At 67.2% G+C, this 21513-nt stretch carries 17 protein-coding genes; 5 read left to right on the top strand and 12 right to left on the bottom strand.

Going from position 1 to position 21513, the window contains the following annotated elements:
* Positions 1–356: 356 nt before the first annotated feature.
* Positions 357–767 carry a hypothetical protein gene (locus tag GA0070561_RS22485; protein ID WP_091404292.1) on the bottom strand — a complete coding sequence of 137 codons (411 nt, stop codon included), beginning with the start codon at positions 765–767 and terminating at the stop codon, positions 357–359.
* Between the two features lie 130 nt (positions 768–897).
* Positions 898–1473, bottom strand: a complete 576-nt coding sequence (locus GA0070561_RS33165) for a hypothetical protein (RefSeq protein WP_141710429.1) — start codon at positions 1471–1473, stop codon at positions 898–900.
* A gap of 545 nt (positions 1474–2018) precedes the next feature.
* On the opposite strand from GA0070561_RS33165, the gene GA0070561_RS22490 reads away from it, so the two are divergent.
* Entirely contained in the window at positions 2019–2975 is a 957-nt protein-coding gene (locus tag GA0070561_RS22490) for an SdrD B-like domain-containing protein (protein ID WP_112625784.1), read from the top strand.
* A 737-nt stretch (positions 2976–3712) separates the two neighbouring features.
* On the opposite strand, the gene GA0070561_RS22500 is transcribed toward GA0070561_RS22490, so the two are convergent.
* Positions 3713–3955, bottom strand: coding sequence for an acyl carrier protein (locus GA0070561_RS22500; RefSeq protein ID WP_091404301.1), 243 nt, complete (start codon positions 3953–3955; stop codon positions 3713–3715).
* A 397-nt stretch (positions 3956–4352) separates the two neighbouring features.
* Here GA0070561_RS22500 and GA0070561_RS22505 point away from each other — a divergent pair, with 397 nt between their 5' ends.
* On the top strand, positions 4353–4793 hold the full coding sequence (locus tag GA0070561_RS22505) for a hypothetical protein (protein ID WP_091404305.1): 441 nt from the start codon (positions 4353–4355) through the stop codon (positions 4791–4793).
* Here GA0070561_RS22505 and GA0070561_RS33170 read toward each other — a convergent pair.
* The 3 genes from GA0070561_RS33170 to GA0070561_RS22515 all read right to left on the bottom strand — a co-directional run bounded on the left by GA0070561_RS33170 (position 4757) and on the right by GA0070561_RS22515 (position 8744).
* Positions 4757–5020 carry a hypothetical protein gene (locus tag GA0070561_RS33170; protein ID WP_141710430.1) on the bottom strand — a complete coding sequence of 88 codons (264 nt, stop codon included), beginning with the start codon at positions 5018–5020 and terminating at the stop codon, positions 4757–4759. The genes GA0070561_RS22505 and GA0070561_RS33170 overlap by 37 nt on opposite strands.
* 1835 nt (positions 5021–6855) lie before the next feature.
* The gene (locus GA0070561_RS22510) at positions 6856–7971 is read right to left on the bottom strand and encodes a hypothetical protein (protein ID WP_091404308.1); all 1116 of its coding nucleotides are present in this window, start codon (positions 7969–7971) and stop codon (positions 6856–6858) included.
* Between the two features lie 179 nt (positions 7972–8150).
* Positions 8151–8744 (bottom strand): carboxymuconolactone decarboxylase family protein, encoded by a 594-nt coding sequence (locus tag GA0070561_RS22515; protein ID WP_091405297.1) that lies wholly within the window; start codon positions 8742–8744, stop codon positions 8151–8153.
* A gap of 490 nt (positions 8745–9234) precedes the next feature.
* Between GA0070561_RS22515 and GA0070561_RS22520 the strand changes: the two genes are divergently transcribed.
* Positions 9235–10848 (top strand): FAD-binding oxidoreductase, encoded by a 1614-nt coding sequence (locus GA0070561_RS22520; protein ID WP_091404310.1) that lies wholly within the window; start codon positions 9235–9237, stop codon positions 10846–10848.
* Between the two features lie 99 nt (positions 10849–10947).
* Here the strand turns inward: GA0070561_RS22520 and GA0070561_RS22525 are convergent, their stop codons facing one another.
* From GA0070561_RS22525 to GA0070561_RS22545, 6 genes are all read right to left on the bottom strand, one after another.
* A complete protein-coding gene (locus tag GA0070561_RS22525; protein WP_091404313.1) occupies positions 10948–11220 on the bottom strand; it encodes a hypothetical protein in 273 nt (90 codons plus the stop codon).
* Positions 11221–11459: 239 nt separating this feature from the next.
* Positions 11460–11597: a hypothetical protein gene (locus GA0070561_RS33675; protein WP_167362454.1), complete on the bottom strand. Its 138-nt coding sequence runs from the start codon at positions 11595–11597 to the stop codon at positions 11460–11462.
* 201 nt (positions 11598–11798) lie between these two features.
* Positions 11799–12191 (bottom strand): PPOX class F420-dependent oxidoreductase, encoded by a 393-nt coding sequence (locus GA0070561_RS22530; RefSeq protein WP_091404316.1) that lies wholly within the window; start codon positions 12189–12191, stop codon positions 11799–11801.
* Positions 12192–12550: 359 nt separating this feature from the next.
* A complete protein-coding gene (locus tag GA0070561_RS22535; RefSeq protein ID WP_091404318.1) occupies positions 12551–13870 on the bottom strand; it encodes a hypothetical protein in 1320 nt (439 codons plus the stop codon).
* A 212-nt stretch (positions 13871–14082) separates the two neighbouring features.
* Positions 14083–15435 carry a restriction endonuclease gene (locus GA0070561_RS22540; protein WP_091404321.1) on the bottom strand — a complete coding sequence of 451 codons (1353 nt, stop codon included), beginning with the start codon at positions 15433–15435 and terminating at the stop codon, positions 14083–14085.
* A gap of 243 nt (positions 15436–15678) precedes the next feature.
* Positions 15679–16764 carry an AEC family transporter gene (locus GA0070561_RS22545; RefSeq protein WP_091404325.1) on the bottom strand — a complete coding sequence of 362 codons (1086 nt, stop codon included), beginning with the start codon at positions 16762–16764 and terminating at the stop codon, positions 15679–15681.
* 1017 nt (positions 16765–17781) lie between these two features.
* On the opposite strand from GA0070561_RS22545, the gene GA0070561_RS22550 reads away from it, so the two are divergent.
* Positions 17782–20670, top strand: coding sequence for a glycosyl hydrolase family 95 catalytic domain-containing protein (locus GA0070561_RS22550; RefSeq protein WP_091404328.1), 2889 nt, complete (start codon positions 17782–17784; stop codon positions 20668–20670).
* A gap of 491 nt (positions 20671–21161) precedes the next feature.
* Positions 21162–21482: an alpha/beta fold hydrolase gene (locus tag GA0070561_RS22555; RefSeq protein WP_091404330.1), complete on the top strand. Its 321-nt coding sequence runs from the start codon at positions 21162–21164 to the stop codon at positions 21480–21482.
* Positions 21483–21513 lie beyond the last annotated feature (31 nt).

Genomic DNA, 21513 nt, shown 5'->3' on the forward strand with positions numbered 1-21513 from the left:
ACGTCGACCTGATCGCCCCGCGCGATCTGACCTCCGGCGCCGTCCAGCTGCACCGCACCGGAACGCGCTGAACCGGTATCCGGCGCCGGCCGATCACGGCCGGCGCCGGACCCGGATCTACTTAGCGCGGAGTCGCTGCGGGTGGGCAGCGGCGTGTTTCTTGAGCGCACAGATTTCGCAACAGCTTGCCGGACGCCGGATCGCCTTCCAGGGCGGCGTAGAGGAGGTGCATCCTCATCGGCTGCGGAGTGCTCGCCGTTGCTGCAGCCTCCGTGGCTATCGGCTCCCACCGTGAGTACTCGGCGTTCAGGCCGGCGTTGGTTGGGGCGGCTCCGAGATGCGGGCTTGTCAGACCGTCAGGCATGTGCCGAGGCGCGCCAGAGGCGAAGTGCTCGGTAGCGGAGCGGCTGGGAGAGCTCGCACGAGTCCTTCATGTCGGCCAGGACGTCGAGCAGATCCCGGGTCGGCCATCCGGCGTCCAACCAATCGAGTGCCAGCGTCGGCCAGTGCTCCCCCCAAGCCGTGAGCGCGAACCGCGCGAGAGCGGGAAGCGGCGTGTCGGCAACAGGCACGTCGGGCAATGCCGCACTGACGTCGCTCGGGGTGCTCTCCAGCAGTGGCAACAACCACACGAGGCGGTCCCCGGCCGGGTAGACCAACCCGTCGGCAGCGCCCTGGATTAGCCAAGTGCCGACGCCATCCCGCACGAGGAGCAGGCCGTTGCTGATCCTGAGCGTCAGATAGGGACCATCGCCGGCAGAGCTCATACCCAACAGGCTGCCATGCCTCGGTAAGGCGCGGCATCCGAGAAGACGGCCGGTTGTCACCGTCGTCGTCGGCGTTCTCCCGCGCGTCGATGCCGAAGTCGATGAGTCAGAAGCTGTTACTTGACGGCGTTCAGTTCGTGGGGGAGAGCCGGCCTGTCTCGTCGCCGTGGGCGTTGAGAAGCACGAGAACGTTGCCGTCGAGACCGGCTCGTCTGGCCGTCGTGAGCCATTGGTCGATCGGTACGCTGTCGGCGCAGAACGCCAGCGTGGTTGGTCTTACGGTGGCGAGCAGGCTGCCGCCAGCAGCCGTAACCCATCGGCCGGCCTGGTCGTTGCAGCCGTCGGGTTGCGGGTGCGCTGCCGGACGTGTTGTCCAGGCTCGGATGCCGCCCGCCGGATCCGTATCGGTTGATCCGGCGGCTGCGGCACCAACACACCCGACACCCCGGCCGCCGCCCCGCCAGCGGCCACCGCCATATCGGCTGCCCCCGCGCCAGCCCAGGCGCCCGCAGAACCGCTCACCGCCGAACAGGTGCTCGGCAAACTGTCGGCGGCGAAAATCGGCCTCACTATCAAGCAGAAGGGCGGCAACGCCGAGCCGAAGCCGTACAGCCCCCAGGCCGTTCAGCGGCACTTCGACAACGCCCTGTGGACGTTCAGCACCCAAGCGCTGCGCATCTGTCGGCTCCGCCTGAAAACTGACCACGTGGTTCCGGCTGAATCGGGACCACCTCCTGAAGCATCGGGAGGTGCTGAGCGTGGAGGACTGGGCGGAGATCCGGCGGCTGCGGCGGTCGAAGGGCATGGCGATTCAGGCCATCGCACGGCGGTTGAGGATGTATCGGAACAGAGGTCGAAGTGGTCAGGCGTTGCTGCTCCCGGGATGACTGGCGCCGGCCGGCGTCTCGGGTCGACTAACGCGGCGCCTGCAGGGTGCTGCAGATCGACGTAAACGTTGCGGGTGAGCTTGCTGGAGTCCGCCGCAGTTCCGTCATCTGAGACACCGGTCCCAGGGGCAACGCCCTGACCCTTCGGGCTGGTGCCTCTTCGGTGAACCCGAAGGCGCCAGCCTTGGCGCACCCCCGCGGAAGCGGTAGGGCGGCGTCCGCACATGCCGATGAGCGTTCACTCGATCATCAAGCAACCGTGAACGGATATCTCTCCGATCACGGTCTCGATCTTGGGACAGCGGAGCGACTCGCCCAGCCGCTAGCATCGCGCTGATTCCCACTCCCCCTTACGGAGACCTCCATGCGCAAACTTGCCGCCGCTGCCCTCGTGGGCATGGTCGTGGCCGTCCTCCCGGCAACGGGCGCCCTAGCCGCCGACCCCAAGCCGGATATCGCGGTGAGCTCCGCCGCCGACAAGGCCAACTACGCCGAGGGCGAGACCTTCACCATCACGGTCACGGTGAAGAACAAGAGCTCCGTCGACGCTAAGCGCGTGCACTACACCGGCGGGGACAGCGAGGGCGTCGAGGATGTCGCCTACGGTGTGCTGTCGACCGGCTTCGATCTCGCCGCCGGCGCCACCAAGACCGTTCAGCTCACCGGCAAGACCAACCGCATGGCGTGGCAGGCCGGCTACGGATTCGTCGCCTTCTCGCTTGCCGCCGACAACGGTGAGGCCAACGACGCCGACAACGTCACCAGCGTGCGGCTGCTGGTGGGGGGCGCCTTCGACGATCTCGGCGGCTACGTCTTCCAGGGTGAGTCCTCTGGCGCCGAGTGGACGCCCCGGACACCTGGCGTCCCGGGTGTCAAGGTCGTCGCCACCAGTGCCGACGGCAAGACGAAGTACGCCGAGGCCATCACGGACGCCAAGGGCCTGTTCCGTTTCGCCCGCCTCCCCGTCGGCGACGTCCTGCTGACCTTCACCGCACCGGCGGGCTGGAAGATCCTGGCCGGCGAGAACGGCGAGGAGAACTACACGCTGGCGCAGGTCCGCGTCGATGACAGCGACGAGCCGCAGATCTTCGTGCCGGCGAAGAAGGTCGCCGTGAGCTCGCCGAGCACCTCGCCATCGGCGTCGCCGTCGGCATCAGCGTCGGCGTCGGCGTTGCCGTCAGCGTCAGCGAGCGCCGGCCCGGGCCTGCCGGTCACTGGCGACAACACCATGCTGCTCGTCGGCGCGGCTACCGCCGCCGTCGCGGTCGGCCTCGCGCTGGTGCTCGTCGCACGGCGCCGCCGCCTACACCTGCGGGCCTGATCGACCAAGGTCCCTCCAGCGGCCGAACACCCGCAGGCTGCAGCGCCCCCTAGTCGTGCAAGGCGAAGGGCGCCGAGGCCCCAGCACCCCGCTGGAGCCTCGGCGCCGCGACTCCGGCCGCGGCAACGTCCTCAACGCGCGCTCCTCTGGTGTTCACGTTCATGGCCGTCGTCGGCCACTCGAACACCCCCGGCCTCGGGATCTTCCTGTGGGGTCTGTACGCGTTGATCAGGTTTACGCTCATGGCGATTCGGTCGCTACGGGCAGCGGTTTTCTCGGTAGGCGTAGGCGTAGCGCGAGGACCGCCGGCGCTGCAGACCATACGTGTCTCCTGACAGGGGGCGTCCCACAGGCCAAAGCGGTAAGGAGCCGATGGTTGGCCCGGCCTTGCAACTGGGAGCAGATTGGGTGCAGGCTGGTTAAGAGGTCACCACGCCCGAAGTGCTCACCGACGCTGCGCGGAGCCGACGGCTTTGACCTGCGATGATGCAGTCAAGCGGTGTGGTGTGACCTCCCAGTGAATACCGAAGAGGTCAAGCCTCCAGCCTCCCGACTGGCTTGTGCCGGCCGACGTCCCGGTTCTCCTATGGCCACGTCTGTAGGCGTGCTGCAGCCCAACGAGCACAACCGTCGCCAGGGCGTGAGCTGAGGATCAATCAGCGTACTGTCCGACTCGGTCCGCGTGAAGGCGTCTCCGCAGTCTCGCCGCTATCTGAGCCTGCGGAGACGCCGGTGGTTCAGCCGTTCTGCGGGTTGGTGTTGTCCGTGCCGCCGAGGCGGGCCAGGAACTCGTGGCACTTGTGGGCACGCGCGGAGTCCTCCGCCATGACCTGCTCGAAGAACGACGCGATCTCGTCTTGGCCGGCGTTCTTGGCGTCGCGGACGTATTGCCCGTAGTCGTGCCCCGCTTTGAGTGAGTGGTACTGCACGGAGATGAGGTCGAACGTCACGTCGTCGAAGCCGGTTTCTCCGGTAGCCATGTGCTCTCCTTCCCCTCAGGTGCCGCGTACGCGCGGGTCGTCCGGTAGTCCTACCCACCCGGACGTCGTGCACTCCCGAAACCTCATGTCACGGCGGCGGCGCGCTCCAACACCGGCAGTCATGACGGTCTCAGGCTCTGCCGAAGACGGCACCGCTCTCTGAGCGCGCAGGGCGGCGGTGCTGTCTGCCGGCCCGTTGTCGGGCCCGTTCTTGAGACCATCTCGCGGGGCGTACGCCGCGTGCGCGGGGGACTGGTGCCGGCGCCACCAAGGGCCGACGCGGCGATCGCGGGGCAGGGTCAAGGCGGTAAGGAGTCGTTGGTTGGCCCGGCCTTGCAACTGGGAGCAGATTGGGTGCGGGTTGGCGAAGACGTCTCCGCGCCCGAAGCGCTCACCGATGTGGGACAGCGACGAGGCCAAGCGCGAGCAGGGCTGGATCAAGAACCGGTATTCCTACTGCCAGAGCCACATGGTGTACATCGGGGCGATCGAATGCGGACTGTTCCCGCCGTCGTGCCGGTTGAGCGGTGACTACCTCTCGCAGAACATGCTGCGCGGCGAGGGCAAGCAGGGCGGCCACATCAACGACCCGAGCAAACTGCGGTGGGCAGGCTTCACTCTCGACGTCGGGGTGCTGTGGGCCCGGGGGGTGTTCTCGGCGCCGACGGCGAAAATGAAGGCCACCATGGAGTGCGACGGCGGCTATCGCGACCCCGTCTTCGACGTCGACGACGACAACGCGTGCTTCCCGGGGCCGGACGACGGCACCGAGAAGACGATCCCGGGCTGGCGGGCCAACAACTACGCCTCCGTGCCCGGCTCACTGACGGCGCTGTGATCGTCGGCCAGGACGTTGACGAGATCTCCGCTGGTCTCGTACTGCGGTTCGAGAACGGCGACCTCGTTATCGGCACACTCGGCCACGAGTTGGTTCTCGCCGTCGGCCAGGTGCCGGCGGCCGCCGCTCATTACTGGGCTGTGCAGCCCTTCGTGCACGGCGGTTGCCGGTAGCGGCGACTTCTTCATCTCCCAGCGGACCTGGCTGCGCAGATCATGACGTGTCACCGCGGGCGCCGGCTCGGTACTGGCGGGCTGTCGACCTGGTGGTTCGCACTCGATAGCATGAGCTTCCCAGCCAGGAGCACGTCGCGCTTTCTGCAGTAGCCGATGACAGCGCGCAAGCGGCCGATGGGTGCCGATAGGGTCCTCGGCGTGGACGCGAACGAGATCACGCCGCATCTGCTTCCCAATCGCTTTGCGGATGCGGTCGGACATCATCTGACGTGCCGCTTGAGTCGTAGGTCCCAACCTGGAGAATCATTGTCCTCGTTGAGGACGAGGGTGAGTCTGTACCAGTCCGCGACGGGTCGTGCGGCGTGTTCCCATTGGTCGAGCCCGGTCCGCAGCGCTGTGAGGGATGCGGAGTTAGGGCTGTCGGCGATGATCGTGGAGTCGGTCAGGATTACGGCGGCTTTCCCTGTCAAGGGTTTCTGTTCAATGTTTTGAGCCGTCCGGACTTCGAAAACGTGATGGGGCCGGCCCCTGTCGGCGTAGGTGTTGTGCGGCCACGTACGCCACCGTTGCACAGCAGCCATCGATGCCCATAAGTCGGCGGCGAGCGTACGCCAGCCCAGAAATTGTTGACTACACACAGTGCTGTCTACCGGCCCCTCGGCGGCCTCTGGATCTGCCGAGTTGAATGCATTGCTCGGCTTCTATCCGACGGTTAATGCCGAGGGTTTGGTTGGCGCTAGTCACCGAGGGCTGGCGTTTGCCTCACCAGGCAGGTCTTCGATGTGAAGTCAGGGAGGACGCCGATGTTGGACAGCTCGTCTACCATAGACTTTAGTGAATATGAATCTCAGTTAAGGGGTCGGCCAGTGATTGGCGATATCGTCCAGATTATTAGCTTGATGGCAGTCGCTGTGACGATCTACTTCGCCTCACTGCAAACCAAGGGTCTGCGAGAACAGGTAAAGATTTCTAACCTCGTAGGAAGATATGAGACTCTAAATCACGCGAGTGAGCGCTACGACGTCGGACTTCAGCTAATTTTCCATTGGCCTAGCCTCCGTCCTTACATCTTCGGCGGGAAGCCTGTCGACTTGCATGGAGACGACCTTGGAAGAGCGCTCATCGTTGCGGACCTAATGGCGGGAGCGACGGATTATGGTCTCCGAGTAGGTGAACGCTTCCCAGATGATCCGCAGTCTGTTTGGGTCAGCATCGCCGTAGCCATGGCGGGGCAACCGCTCTTTCGAGCCCTTCTGGACGAGCGTCCATGCGAATTTCCTGATCTCGTCAGATACTTCAGTCGTTCCAGCGATCCGAATCAAGGTCCCCTCGCTGAATAAGCCATCACCGATGGCACACTCTATTGCCGCCGACCGTGCGCGCAACTCACCGAGTGTTGATCATGGGGATTCGATCGGCCGCGCTGGATTGCAGAGTCGTCCCCACTTGTCCTTCCTTGCCGTAGGTGTGCTGCAGATCGATGTGGAGTGTTGCGGGTGAGCTCGCTGGAGTCCGCCGCAATTCCGTCTTTCGAGACACCGATCCCATGGGCAACGTCCTGAGCTCCCCATTCAGCTGGAAGCCTCTTCTGCGGGCCCGAAGGGTCCAGGGCCGGTGGGCTCCCAGTGGAGAGCGAAGTGGTCAGGTGGTGCTGCTCCCAGGATGCCTGGCGCCGGCCGGCGTCTCGGGTTGCCTAACGCCGCGCCTGCAGGTTGCTGCAGACCGACGCAGAGTGTTCCGGGTGAGCGGGCTGAAGTCCGCCGTGGGTCCGTCATCTGAGACACCAATCCCGCAGAGCGAACTACCACAAGACCCTCAAGAGGACGACCGGCGGCAGGCCGGCAGGAAACCGCGAACGTGCTCCCTGCCGGCTTTCCCTTCGGGCGCTACTCGTCGTTCACGCTGAACGCTCGAAGTCCAAGGCTTGGTGCCAGCGCTTCGACAAGCCAGGTAACACGGTGATCACCAGCGGCCAGCCCAGCGCGAGCGACCGTGCACCAGTCGTCGCGATCGAGCAGGGAAAGATAGCCGCTCAGAACGCGCTCTCGTCCGCCCTCGGGCCAAGCTATTCGTTCCGCCGCTGGGTGATGTAGATGCTCAGCCAGTTGCGCGGCGATGACGAAACGCTCCACCGACGGCTCTAGGCGACCGACGTGCTCGCAGTGGGCCTCTAGAACGGCGGAGGCGGGCGGATAGTGCTCGAGCGTGATGCCCGTGCCGCCGCTGTCAGCCATGATGGTCAGCAGCAGGCCGGTGTGATCGACCAACTCGCTGTCAGGATTCGCCGCGGTGATCGCCTCTTGCAGGTGCGCCTCAGTGGCGACCTTTCCGGCGAAGTAGCGGTTGAGGTAGTCGCCATCACAGGCGCGTCGCAGCATCCATGGCCGCGCTGCGGTGCTGCCGATCGTGCACAGGGACTCCACGACATAGACCCGTCCCCAGCCTGTGACCCGCTCGGCTAGCCACAGCAATGCGTCCGAGCCGCCGCACCACGACCGTCGTTCGAGCGCGCGGGCGGCCAGTGGGCCGAAGCCCTTCGACAGCAACCCGATCGTTTTGATCAACTCGATGTCGTCCTCATCCCATACGGTGGTCAGCAACGCCAGACCAACAGTCGTAGCGCACCGATCGGTCGCGTGCTGGACAAGCCATCGACCGGTCGCTCGAACACGCTCGGCGTCCACTCGACAAGCCGCAGCCATGATGTGTTCGTTGGGATGGATCGGAACATAGATGTCATGGAACGCGCCGGCAAGATCGCCTGGAACGGCGGACCCGTCGGCGAAATGCGTGTCCAAAACGGCGGCGACATCAGCACCGCTGCGGCGCCGATCCTCCGGCTCGCGAGGACGGGACTTCCGACCTCGGTGCTGTCCCTCATCCGGATACGGCTCACCGTCACGGAAAAGAGGCGCGTCGGGATCCTCGCGATGCATCCGCAACGCATGATCAAATAACGACAAGTGGGGTCCGAGCAGGCCAGGCTCGGGTGTCACGCTCACCGGCGGACGGAGGACTCGATTCTTTCGATCATGCCCGGATCATGCCAGGCGCTTCACCCGACCAGCAACCCCGCGCCGGATTGGTTGACCTCCCGGGCACGTGCTGGACGCTCCTGCAGAGCGACTGGCCACCGCGGTGCTGTACGTGTCGAAACCGGAAACAGGAGTCGATGCGGGGATCACGCCTGTGTGTGCTCAGACAGTCGGTGATCCGGTTGGCTCGGGTCGCCCGTCGGGCGGTAGCCGAACTTGACGATCCGGCGTGCGGAGTCGGTGTAGGCCTCCTGCCCGTCGGGCGCGAAGGCGCCGAGGCCATCGACGTAACGGTTGTACATGCAGAACGCGGCGGCGATCAGGACGCTGTCGTGAATCTCCAGGTCGGTGGCGCCTTCCGCGCGAGCGTTCGCGACCATCTCGGCGGTGACGCTGCGGCCGTCGACCTGTACCGCGCCCGCGATGCGCAGCAGCGCGCGTAGTTTGGCCGGGATCGGGGCGGTATCGAGGTCGGCGCGCACCTGATCGACGAGGGTCATACCCTGCTCGAGCTGCGTTGCGGCGGAGGCCGAATGCGACGCGCAGCAGAAGGTGCACTCGTTGAGCCCGGAGACGTATGCGGCGATCAGTTCGCGCTCGCCGGCCGGGAGCGAATGCGGGGCGCGCAGCAGTACCTCGGCCAGCTCGCTGAGCGGCTTGGACGTTTCCGGGCGGTACCGCATGAGGCCGGTGATGCCGGGGAACCGGGTCTCGTCGACGCCGAGATCGATGTGTGCCATGGTCTTCTCGCCTTCCAGGCATGGGCCGCGGCCCAGTCGGACGTTGCCTCTGCCGATCACGCTGGCCAGCACGGGGGCGCGTGACCGATGCTGCGCAGCGTCGCCCGAGCCCCGTTGACACCGGTCCGGGACACCGTCGTCACGCCGATCACGCTCTCGCCAGGTCCACCGGACGGATCTTTCCTTCGTGCTCTCCGTAGCTCGTGACGGGTCGATCCGGGCCGTCGATCGATGATCGTAGTGGTCAGGTTGGCCGCCGTCGACCGGGCGCTGATCAGCGCAGTGCGGTCGCTGGTCATGGCCCGTGGGCCCTGCGCCGGGCTGGAGCTGGTGGTCACCCCGGTCACGGACGAGCCGGGCCGCACGACTGGACCCACGCGGCGACCCGGCGCTCCGGGTCGCGCGCGCCCCTGCCACATCGACGGGAGTTCAGCTGTCGAGTACGTTACCGGCAAATCGATCCGGCGATCGTGGACGGCGGGGAGGCCGCGTGGCCGAAAAGCACCGTTCGTGGTGGGGCTGGGGGGACGTCGAGGACGCGGTGACTGGCGCGGAGGCCACGGCCTTAGTCAACCGGGTGCGTACCCTGCTGCCCGATGCTGACCTGACCGAGCACGTCGCGCCGCCGGTAGCCGAGCTCGGCCTGCGCCAGCCGCGGGTCGATCCGCCGGCGTCACTCGTGCGGTTGTGCTCGACGGACCCGGCCGACCGGGCGGCGCACACACACGGTAAGGCGTTCCGGGACGTCGTTCGCAACCTGCACGGGGACGTTCACGATCCGCCGGACCTGGTGATCCGGCCGGCGACCGAGCAGGATGTCGTTGACGTGCTGGACTGGTGCGCGGGCCGGGGCGTCGCAGTGATTCCCTATGGCGGTGGCTCGTCAGTGGTTGGCGGCGTGGAGCCCCGGTTGGACGGCCGGTATCCCGCGGTGGTCAGTCTCGACCTGGGGTGCCTCGACCGGGTGCTGGAGGTGGACGGGACCAGCCGGGCGGCCCGCATCCAGGCCGGCGTGTTCGGCCCGGCGCTGGAGGACCAGCTCCAGCGGCACGACCTCACGCTGCGGCACTTCCCGCAGTCGTTTGAGTTCTCCACCCTGGGTGGCTGGTTGGCCACTCGCGCCGGCGGTCACTACGCCACCGTGCTGACTCACATCGACGACGTGGTGGAGTCGTTGCGGGTGGTCACCCCGGCGGGCATCAGCCAGTCGCGGCGGCTGCCCGGCTCCGGCGCCGGACCCGCGCCGGACCGGCTGTTCCTCGGCTCGGAAGGCACGCTCGGCGTCATCACCGAGGCGTGGATGCGGCTGCAGCAGCGGCCGCGCTGGCGGGCGGACGCCGCGGTGCACTTCACCGACTACGACACTGCGGTCGCCGCCACCCGGGCCATCGCCCAGGCCGGGCTGTACCCGAGTAACTGCCGGCTGCTCGACCCGGCGGAGGCGCTGCTCAACGCCGGCGCCGCCACCACTGGCGGCGTTCTCGTCCTGGGGTTCGAGTCCGCCGACCATCCGGTCACACCATGGCTGGACCGCGCCGTCGAGCTGTGCCGCGACCACGGGGGAGCCCTGCCGGAGCCACCCAGAGGCGACGACTCGTCTGGTCCACGGCAACGGACCGCCGCCGCCGAGGCCTGGCGGTCGGCGTTCCTACGGATGCCGTACCAACGCGACGCGCTCGCCGCCCGGTCGATGATCGTGGAGACGTTCGAGACCGCGTGCACCTGGGACCGCTTCTCCGCCCTGCGGGCGGCCGTGCTCGCCGCGGCCGGCGACGCGCTCCGAACGGTCGGCGCGACAGGCGTGGTCACCTGCCGCTTCACCCACGTCTACCCGGACGGCCCCGCACCCTACTTCGGCGTATACGCCACCGGCCGCTGGGGCGCCACCGTGGACCAGTGGGACCAGATCAAGCACGCCGTGTCCGACGCGCTGCTCGCCGCAGGCGGCACCATCACCCACCATCACGCCGTCGGCCGCGACCACCGGCCGTGGTACGACCGGCAGCGTCCCGACCCCGTCGCGCTCGCGCTGCGCGCCGCCAAGAGCGCGCTCGATCCGTCTTGGATCCTCAACCCTGGCGTCCTCGTCGATCCGGCCAGCTGATGGGGTACCGAGCATTCGTAGCGCGGGCCGGCTTGTGCGACCATCGCCTCGTCGATGGGGGTGGACCGCACCGACGAGGCGATGGTCAAGGGAAGAGCGCTACTTCTTGGCGATCGTGATCGTCGCCGCGCGGTAGTTGCCGCGCTTGTCGCTCTTCGTCGGGTCGTAGTTCTTCTCGATGTTGCCGGCGCTGTCGACGGAGAACCAACGGAACGTGGTGGTTTCAGTCACGTGGAACACCTGCCCCGGCTCCCGGAACTCGGTCGGGGCGACTCTAGGGTGGCCCGGCTGCCGTCCGTCGTGCCCGCCGCGGGTGTGCAGAGGGAAGTCGCCCAGCCACTCCGAGTCGTTGTAGATGGTGCCGGTGATCAATGCCTTGACGAATGCCCGTGAGAACGCACGTCAGCAAGCTGCAATGTTTGGTTGGACGTTGGCGGCCGAGCATGTTGGCGGGTTTGGCGAGGTCTCGCGGCGGGGCACCCTGGATTCGCGGTGCTGCCCGTTCGGGCCCCGTCAGGATCACACCCCCAGGAGACGAGACGGGCTGGCTACAGCGTTGTTCATGAGCGCATCGACATCGGTCATCCAGAGGATCTTAAGTAGTTTCAAGATCAGATGCTCTCATGGCCGCTGAGACCGATCCCGACGATCCGGCAAGCCTCGAAGGTTCCCACGCCTGCCTGCAGCAGCCGCCAGTACTCCGTCTCGACATCGAGCCGGCGTTTGCGTCCTCGTCGTCCCATCAACACGCCTCACATGATCAGCTGTGTTGCGACAAGTACTGCAACCCGCCGGAACGGAGGGGTCAACTTTCAGCCGGCGTTGACAGGCGTCCTGTGAGATTCCGAAGTAACCAGGGCTCGCTGCTTGCAGCATTTCTCGTGTGCCGGGGTCGCGGGTCGCTGATGGTCACAGTGACAGGCTTGGTGTGCATCGATAATGGCCTGGTGCTACACCGATCCGAGGCTGATCTCGAGTCCGACAGCCCGCCCGCCGTGCTTGCGGAGGCGACCGGCCAGCGTCACGAGCGTGAACCAACGGAATTTGTTCCCGTACTTTGCGGTCATCGCGCGCTTGGCGATGCGCAACTCTGACGCGGGGAGTACCCGCGCCTGGCCCGGTCGCCACCGGTCATGAGGTTCACCGGCAAAGTTGGACGGCGCCACCTCGACTTTCGGGTTCCGCCGGATCCGCTTCACTTTCCAGGAGCGGCCGGGTGTATACGCGTACAGGTTCCCTCCGGCTGACGCCAGCCAGACCGGCGTCGACACCGATGACCCATCCTGACGGAACGTCCGCAATGCAAAATACTCATGCCCATCAGCATTGACTTGACTTGTCATGAGTCCAGTCTTGCCGAGATCGGCTAGGGGCAGCAAGCAATCATGCGCGGCGCATCAACGCCACGGACTCTCATGCCGCTGACAAGGCGCGGCGATCGTGAGCGTTCTGCGCCCGATCGACCGATGCGGCTGCGGGAACCAGCGCTGGCGCCAACCAAGCACTGGCCGGCAGCTCACGGCCGGTCGGCGGTTGGCGGTCGGCGGCTCGGGGCGAGCCCCGGTCTTGGGGGACCAGGTTGGGACCTGCGGGGTGACGCGGTCGAGCGGTGAGGTGTGACCTCCCAGTGAATGCCGAAGTGGCCAGGGCTCTCTCCGTAGGGATCGCCGGGTCGTGAAGCGAATTTAAGGGTGTCGCGGCTTCAGTTCCCGTTGAGACGCGCGACTGCGGCCTGACGCACGGATGCCTCCTCAATAGGGTCGTCGCGTAGCGTGAGCAGCCAGCGTTGCGTCTGGTCCGTGAGCGGCGCGTGCTGAGCGGCCAACAGCCGGACGTCCGGCTCACAGTCGAGGAGACAAGACGGCAGCACGCCAGATGTTTTGTCCGGATCAAGGAGCAGCAGGCTACGCAGATAGCTGCCTCGCTCGTAACTGTGTGGCGATGCAATGGTCAATCGGCGCAGCCGCCGGATCAGGGTTGCCCGCAGGTCGGCCTGGGAGGCTGATGGGGAACCGGTGAGGATCCGGGCCAGGCCTTCGGTGAGTCGGTCGTGGCCGCACCACTCGTCGGTGAGCCGGTCGAGTGCGGCAAGGATCGACGGGATGTCCTGCTCCTCGCCGTGCTCGGCGAGGAGGTGTGCGGCGGCGTCAAACAGCGGGTGCTCGGTGTCGGCAGCCCAGCTTCGTGCAGCTGGGAGGACCTGCGGGCCGAGGACGCGGAGCGCACCGAACAGTCCGGCTTGCCGTTCGGCGGCCAACTGCTCGACCACGTCGAGCAATTCCGGTACGGGCCGTGCTCTGCGACGGATCTGGTGCAGTGCGGTCACCTTCACGGCACGACCGGTGTCCGGTGCCTGCAGGAGCGCGATCAGTTCGGCGTCACTGGTGGTCGAGAGGTCGACCCGGCGACCTTGAGCATCCTTTCGGCTGCGCTGCGCGGCGTTAAGCACGCTGTCGATCCTCGGATCTCGACCCCGCCAGCGCAGCCATGGCTCAGAGGTCGGCAATATCTCGGCCACGTCTCCGGGCCTGATACGCGTGGCTGCGGTCTCCCACAGGTCGTCCCACCACTCCGCTGGCCAGCTGGAGGCCAGCGTTGTCAGTGCATCGATCCAGCGGATGCCGTCGCGGACGTATCCGCGCAGCGTCTCGTGTGCCTGCGTGTTCCCTTTGCGGGCGAGCGCCTCCAGAACGCCGACCGCAAGGTTGAACTGGTTGTCGTCATCGGTCGGGTCCGTTTGGGGCCAGGGGCGGTACGGGCCGCAGGCGCGAAGCTGCGCGACCAGTGGGGCTGTGTCGAGGCGCAGGTCGTGCAGCAGCCGAGCCAGGTAGGTGTAGCGGTCGTCGACCTGCCAGTCCCACCGGGTGTCGCGAGTGGTGCAGGTGTAAACCACGTGCCCGTGATCCGGCTGACCCAGCAGCCAGGCCACTGCGGAACCCTGGCCGCGCTGCAGCGCGCCCAGCCCGGTGCGGTACGGCGCGTAGTGCCACTCGTGCGAGCAGCCGTCGTTTTCACAGCCCATCACGAGACAGAATGAACCCGCGGCTTCCCCCGCTCCACCGAATTTGTTGCGATAAGCGGGGTGCGCAGCACAGCTCCCACCGTAGGGACCACCTCAGCGCTGCGCACCCGAGCCGGCGAGAGATGCCTTCAGCCCTCATAAAGATCATCGCGACTTCAGCGCTGGTCCAGAGACCCGACATCGCCGGCGATCCGGTCCGGACGAGCCGCTGATCAGTTGTAGAACGAGTCTAGGGTGTCGGGTTCATGGCGCAGGTGCTCGCCATCCGGGTACGGCACTCCCATCTCTCGGAACCAGACGTGGGCCAGCAGCTCGGTGTGGTGGTAATACACGGCTGCGGACCGAAGCGACTCGAATGAGCCGGGGGCCTCGAGCAGGTTGTTCACCGCTTGAAGCAGGTACCGCCTCGCCCGATCGGGATGTCCCGGGTACCGGCCGGTGTGGCGTGGCGAGGAGGAATCGATGGCGTTGATCGCGGCGGTGATCCGGTCGCCGACAGTTTGGCAGTACTGGTGCACGATTTGCCGCGCGGTGACTGCCCGGACCGCGTCCGGGTCGTGTACTCCCGTCTCGGCGAGGTCGGCCGCTGCGTCACCGACCGGTGACACCGTCCCGTCCCGGCCGATCGTGAACAGGTACGCGCCGATCTCCGCGGCTGTTTCGCGTGCTGCGGTCGTGTACCCGGATGTCGAGTAGAACAGGTGATGTGGTGAGTGCGGCCGGGTACCGCGAAGCTGCTGCACCTGCGGGGCACCTACCGGCTGCGCCTGCATCTTTACCTGGGCGACACCGGCCCCGGCGACAACGTCTAGGCCACCATCGCGGCTGCCACCGGTCAGCTCCGCATCGGCGAAGCCGAGCGCCCGCATGTGAGCGGCGGCCACCTCCTCACTGGTGCGCCAGTCCGACGGCAGGAAGCGCTGAGCCGCCGCAGCCCCGCGTGCGGACTCGGCAGCGCCCAGGTCGGGAAGGGCCGGCACCTCGGCCTGCTCGGGAAGCAACTTGATCTCCTCGGCTGCGCCTTGCTCGATGAGCTTTTCCAGCCGGTCGAGATGGTCGTCGTCCGAGAAGACCTTGAAAGCGAGTTTCCGGCCGTCGTCAGCGGTGACGCCCAGGGTCCAGCCGACGTTCGGCCAAGTCGTAGCCCTGCTGGTGCCCGCGATCGAGCCCGGAAACGCCGGCCCGGTGCAGACCACGACGGCGCTTGTGGCGCGTTCGACGAGAATCCACCGACGCATCGTCCGGGCAGCGACGAACGGCGCAGTACCGTCGCGGGTCAGCTCCGCGAAAAGGTTGGCCCCGTACCGAACCGCAGCCTCGGCGATGAACTCAACATGGTCGTCTGGGTCGACCGCGGCTAGCAGCCGTGCACCGGCGTCCGGGTGTAATGGCTGGGAACCGCGCGCTCGCAGGTAAGTCCGGTACGCCCATGCTGCGCGGGCATCCTCTCTCAGCGGATCAGGACCGCCGCCATTGGCCATGGAGGTCGGAGCGGATGTCTCGGGAAGACGTTCCGGCACGGGAACCTCCAGATCAACGCGAGGGGCAGCCAGTGGATCATGCATGATTCAAGATCTGCCGTCGACCGTCAGTACCTCGACCGCCTGTGATGTCCACCACCCTCGCCGAGCGGGCCTCACCCTCCTCTTGACCTGGGGACTCGACAGCCGGCTGGCCCGGCCTTGCGACTGGGAGCAGATTGGGTGCAGTTTGGCGAAGTGGTCTCTCTGCCGAAATGCTCATCGACGCCGGAACAGGGGCGAGGGCTTCGACCTGTGGTGATCGGGTGAAGCGGTGCGGTGTGACCTCTAAGTAGAGGTCGAAGTGGTCAGGCGTGTTGTTCCGGGATGGCTGGCGTCGGTGTCTCGCGCCCGCCGCATCATCAGCCGATGATCGTGGCTGCAGACCCGGCCGCGAGCGCCATGGTCGGCGTGACTCACCATGATTGCTGGACGAATCAGCTGACGGACGTACCCGAGCAGTGCCGCCGCCGCGGCCAGGGTGGCCAGCGACAGCGTCGTGGTCACCACCACCGCCCGGTTGGCCACCGACTCGCCGACGCCGTACTCCTGGGCGAAGATGAACGTGTTCTGCGCTGTCGGCAGGCCTGCGCACACCACCACGGCGAGCAACTGCGGTGCGGATAGGTGCAAGGCCAGCCCGGCCGCGTATGCGATGACCGGCTGTGCGACGAGCTTCAGTGCGGTGATCACGGTCAGCTCGGCCAGCGCGGCCGGCTCGGTCCGCGACGGCGCCGTGCGGTGCATCGACGCGCCCAGCGCGACCAGGGCGGCCGGAACCGCGGCGCCCGACAGCAGGGTGAGCGACGTGTCGACTGTCGACGGCAGATGCAGGCCGGCAGCCGAGCACGCGACACCGAGCAGCGACGCCAGGATCACAGGGTTGCGTATCGGCAGGGAGGCGATGCGGCGGACCCGTACCCGCCCGGCCGGGTCGCTGTGCCGGTCCAGGGCGACCAGGATCACGGGCGTCACTACCAGCACCTGCAGCAGCACCACCTCCGCCAGGAACGACACGTTGCCGAGAACCTGCGTTGCGACGGGGATGCCGAGGTTCGCCGAGTTCACGTAACCGGCGGTCATGCCCCAGATCGGCCGTTCACCGGGCTCGCGACCGAACAGCCGGCTCGCGCCGACCCACCCGAACCCGACGGCCGCGGCCGTGCTCACCCCAAAGGCGAGCAGTGAGCGGCCGGCGAACCCGGAAAGCGGCATCCCGGCCAGGGCTAGGAACAGGGCGGACGGCATCGCAAGATGGAACACGAATCGGCCGAGGACCGACGCCACCGCCGCGCCCAGCAGGCCCCAACGACAGGCCGCGTAGCCGACTGCGGTAAGGATCCAGATCGGTGCGAACGCCGGCACCAAGCTCATACGGGCGTCACCGGCGGGCGGGCTTCGCGCCGGCTCAGGGACTGGCGGATGTCCGGGGCGGACGAGCCGAGAAACCCGGCGACAAACCACACCTGGGCGAGGACGTCATCGACCTGCGCAGGGCGAGCCTGGTTCCGTAACACTCCACCGCGCTTGCGCGGGTCTCCAGATACACCGACGCGTCCAAGCTGCGTACCAAGCCGCCGGGCAGCCGGAGACGCCCACGTGTACGTCGATCTGGAAGCCACGCGTCCAGCCTCGCATCCCGTCCGGACCGAGCAAACATCCCGCTCATCCGCAACGTCACGGGGTCATCCCCAACGTGCACATCTGCCGCTGACGAGGCGCGGCGATCGTGAGCGTGTTCCCCGATCGACCGATGCGGCTGCGGGAGCCAGCGCTGGCGCCAACCAAAGCATTGGACCGGCAGCTCACGATCGGTCGGCGGATGGTGCGAGCCCGACCTAGGGGGAGCAGGTTGGGAGCAGCGGGGTGCCCTGAACGGCCAGCGCCAGCCGCCACCCGCCGGGCACTTCTTTCTCCCGTGCTCACCCGTCGGGAGTGCGGCGCCACCCGGCCACTCCGGGTCGCGCACTGTAGTCGACGCCGGCGCCGAAGAAGTTCCGGCCAACCGATGAACGCCGCAGGCTGATCGTCCCGCAGGCGCCTCAGCCGGAGGCCGGTGCGTCGACGGTGGTGCCGTCGGGTTTTTCATCCTACCTTTGCTGCGGCCTTTGCCAGAATTGGTAGTATTTAAGGCTTCGGCACGAGATGGATGAGCCGAAATCCTTGACTCAGCACCCGTGTTGCCGGTTAATCACATCTATGTGTCGGCCGTGTTTACCCTCCCCGGTGGTCAACGACGTCAGCGGATGACGTACATCAATGTGACCCATGTTCTTGCCGAATCGCTTCGAGAGTGCGGAACCGTTGTTCGTAGCCCAGACCCGACGGGTTGCGGGTGCCGGAACGGTATGACGCACAACCCTTCAGCCTCGGTGTCGAGAGGAACTTCTGATGACGGACCTGCCCGTGGGCCGTAGGCGCCTGCTCGCCACCGCCGCTTTGACCGCCGGCTCGGCTGCCCTGATCCCGGCTGTGGGCGCCGGACGGGCCGCCGCCGTTGCGCCTCAGGTCGCGCTGCCCGAGCGCGGGATCTACGACGCGACGGCGGCGACAACCTGGACGGACGGGTTTCTCATCGGCAACGGCGAGTACGGCGCCGTCCTGTACGGAACGCCGACCCTCGAGAAGGTGATCTTCAATCATCACCGCTTCGTGATGCCCAACGGCAGCCGGGGCGTGACCCCGCCAGTAATCTCCGGGCGGCTGGCCGGCGTCCGAGACAAGGCGCTGGCGGGGAACTACGCCGGAGCCAACACGGACTTCGCGGCCGGCTGGAGCCTGCGCTGGACCCAGACCTACCACCCCGGCTTCGAGTTGCAGATCAGCACGCCAGGCATGACCACGGCCAACGGGTACGCCCGCAGCACCGACTTCCGGACCGGGGAGGTCACCTCCACCTGGACCGACAGCTACGGCACCTGGACTCGCCGCGCCTTCGCCTCCCGGGCCGACAACGTCGTCGTACACGAACTCACCCCGGCATCCGGCCGAACGATCGACGCGACGCTGAGCGTCAACACATCCCTCGCGGGCGTCCCCGGCTCGGTCCGTTTCACCACCCAGGCCAGCGTCACTGACGGCTCCGGCTACCTGAACCTGCGCGGCACCTACCCGTCCGGGCAGGGCGCGTTCGGCTTCGAGGGCGTCACCCGGGTCGTCGCCACCGGTGGCACGGTAGCCGCGAACGGGTCGAGCATCGTCGTCACCACGGCAACCAGGCTCGTCCTGCTGACCAAACTCGACAGGTACGAGTCATCGACGGCCTGGGACAGCAAGCCGTTGCACGCGGCGCTGGCCGCGGTTCGCGCCGACTATGCCGAGCTGCGGGCCCGGCACGTCACCCTGCACTCGGCGATGTTCGACCGATCCCGCCTGGACCTGAACGTCTCCGCCGCCGACCGGCAGCTGTCGACCACCGAGCTGATCGCCCGGCAGAACGCCAACCGCAACACCATCGATGTGGCCCTGCTGGAACGGCTCTACGACAGCGGCCGTTACCTGTTCATCAGCTCCAGCGGCGTACTGCCGCCGCGGTTGACCGGAATCTGGGCCGGCACCTGGAATGGCGCCTGGGCCGACGATTTCACCACCGATGCCAACATCAACCTGCAGGTCGCCGGCGGCAACATTCTCGACCTCACGGATGCCATGCAGGGCTATGTCAACCTGATCCTCGGCCAGCTCGCGCACTGGCGCACCAACGCTCGCAACCTGTACGGCGCGCGCGGCTTCCTGGCCCCGTCGCGAACCGACGGCGAGTACGGGTACATGCTGCACTTCGACCCCGGCTTCCCCGGCCAGTGCTGGACCGGTGGAGCGGACTGGTTGCTCTACCCGCTGCTGGAGTATTACCAGGTCACCGGGGACCGGACGTTCCTGGCTGAGAAGCTGGGACCGGCGCTGATGGAGCTGGCGCTGTTCTACGAGGACTTCCTGACCCGCACCGACTCGGCCGGCCGTGTGGTGTTCGTGCCGTCGTTCTCGATGGAGAACTCGCCGGCCAGCACGAACGTCCTTCTGGCGATCAACGCCACCGGCGACATCCAGGCCGGCAGACACGCCCTGCGGGCGGCTGTCGAGGCTGCCAACGCGCTCGGTGTCGAGCAGGGCGCCGGTCAGGGTGTCGCACGCTGGACGGCCCTGTTGGCGAAGCTGCCGCCGTACACCGTCAACGGCAGCGGCGCTCTCGCCGAATGGTCCTGGCCGGGCCTCACGGATCGCTACAACCATCGGCACGTGCATCACCTGTACGGCGCGTGGCCCCTGCACGAGATCAATCCCGAGGAGGCGCCCGGCCTGGTCACCGCCGCGCTCAGGGCCCTGGCGCTGCGCGGTGACGAGAACACCTCGGCGCACGGCAGCCTGCATCGAGCCCTCGCCTCGGCTCGACTGAAGGACGCCGCCGGCGTCTACAGCAACCTCCGGAAGATCATCGGCAACAACATGATCTTCCGGTCGCTGATGACCGCACACAACCCGAACCTGGAGACCTACAACGCCGATGCGGCCAACACGCTGCCGGCCGTGCTCAGCGAAGCGCTTGTGTACACCAGGCCCGGCATCATCGAACTGCTGCCCGCCGTGCCCGGCCAACTCGCCAAGGGCACCATCACCGGCGTCCGCGGACGCAACCAGGTCCGCATCCACAGCCTCACCTGGGACCTGCCCGGTCGCTCGGCAACCGTGGTACTCACCTCGACGATCACCCAGGCGATCACCCTGCTCAGCCGCCGTGGGATGGCATCCATCACCACTACCGCGCCGGTTACCCCCTCGCCGCTCGGTCCGCACGCCCGGGTGATCTCGTTGACGGCCGGGCAACAGATACAGGTCGTCGTCGGCCTGCCAGCCTCCGCCGGCGGCGTTGTTCGACTGGTCAACCGGCGCAGCGCAAAGGTGTTGGACGTCAACGGCGGCTCCACCACGGACGGAGCAACTGTCATCCAGTGGCCGTGGACTGGCGCGACCAACCAGCAGTGGCGCCTGCTGCCCAACAGCGATGGCTCATTCCGACTGTCCGGTGTCAAGAGCGGAAAGGTCCTGGACAGCCCAGGCGGCTCCGGCCAGGGCGCGGCACTCGTTCAATGGACCGACAACGGCGGACGTAACCAGTGGTGGAAGCTCGTCTCCGCGCCGACCAGCGGATACCACCGGCTCGTCAACGTGAGCAATGGCTGGTGTGTCGGGGTCGAAGGCGGCTCCACCGCGGACGGCGCCAGAGTGGTCCAGCAACCGGTCAGCGGCGAGATCAGCCAGGAATGGCAGATTTTTGATGCCTGAGGCGGGAGGTCAGCGGCATTGGTCGCAGCGGCTCCAGGTGATGGCCGCCAGGACCTGCGTCACGCTGAGCGCCGCCACGCCGGGTCGGTCTCGGCCACCGGCGTGCGTGGTGCCGGGTACGGCGGCGGCGTCGGGTCGGCCGCGGGGACCGGCCGGGCCCGGAGGGTACGTCTGACCTTTAGGGGGCACCCGTCAGTCGATCGCCTCTTGCGCGCCGTATCCCCAGGGCGATGACACGAACAGGAAGGTGCCGCGCCGCCCATAGAAACTGATGCCAGCGCGAGTCAAGTGGCACCTCGTGCGGCACGGTGAGGTGAGACGGGCGGCAGCTCACGCAACGACGGGCACTCCGCCAACAGGGGCGGGAACGGCCCGAACCCGTGACCCGCCCCGCCTCCAACACCACGACGGTGTCAGCTCGCCGCAGCGCTGGGAGCTTGTTCGACACGACCAGACATGGCGCGGACCGTGCGTCGCTAAGGAGTCTGCCGATGCGGGCTTTGTTCACGGTTGCCCAGGGCTCCTCGGTCGCGGCGGCGGTGCTCGCCTATCGGGCGGTCTGCCGCAGGGCCGTGCTGGTCTGCGGCCGGGTGCCGGTCGGCGAGCGGCTCGCCCGCGGACCCCTGGACGTGCTGGTGCTCAACGGCGCGGACGACCGGTTCGTCCGGCCCGACGACGTCCGCGCGGACCTGGCGTCGAGCTTCCTGGGCGGGCAGGCCCGCCACGTCGTTCTTCCCGGTCTGGGGCACGAGTTCAACAACATCCGGGCCGGCGACCGGTTGGTGGCGTGCGGCGGGAGGTCGCGAGACTGACGATGGCACACGCGACGAGCGATGAGGTGAA

This window comes from Micromonospora saelicesensis, from assembly GCF_900091575.1.
Lineage (GTDB): Bacteria > Actinomycetota > Actinomycetes > Mycobacteriales > Micromonosporaceae > Micromonospora > Micromonospora saelicesensis.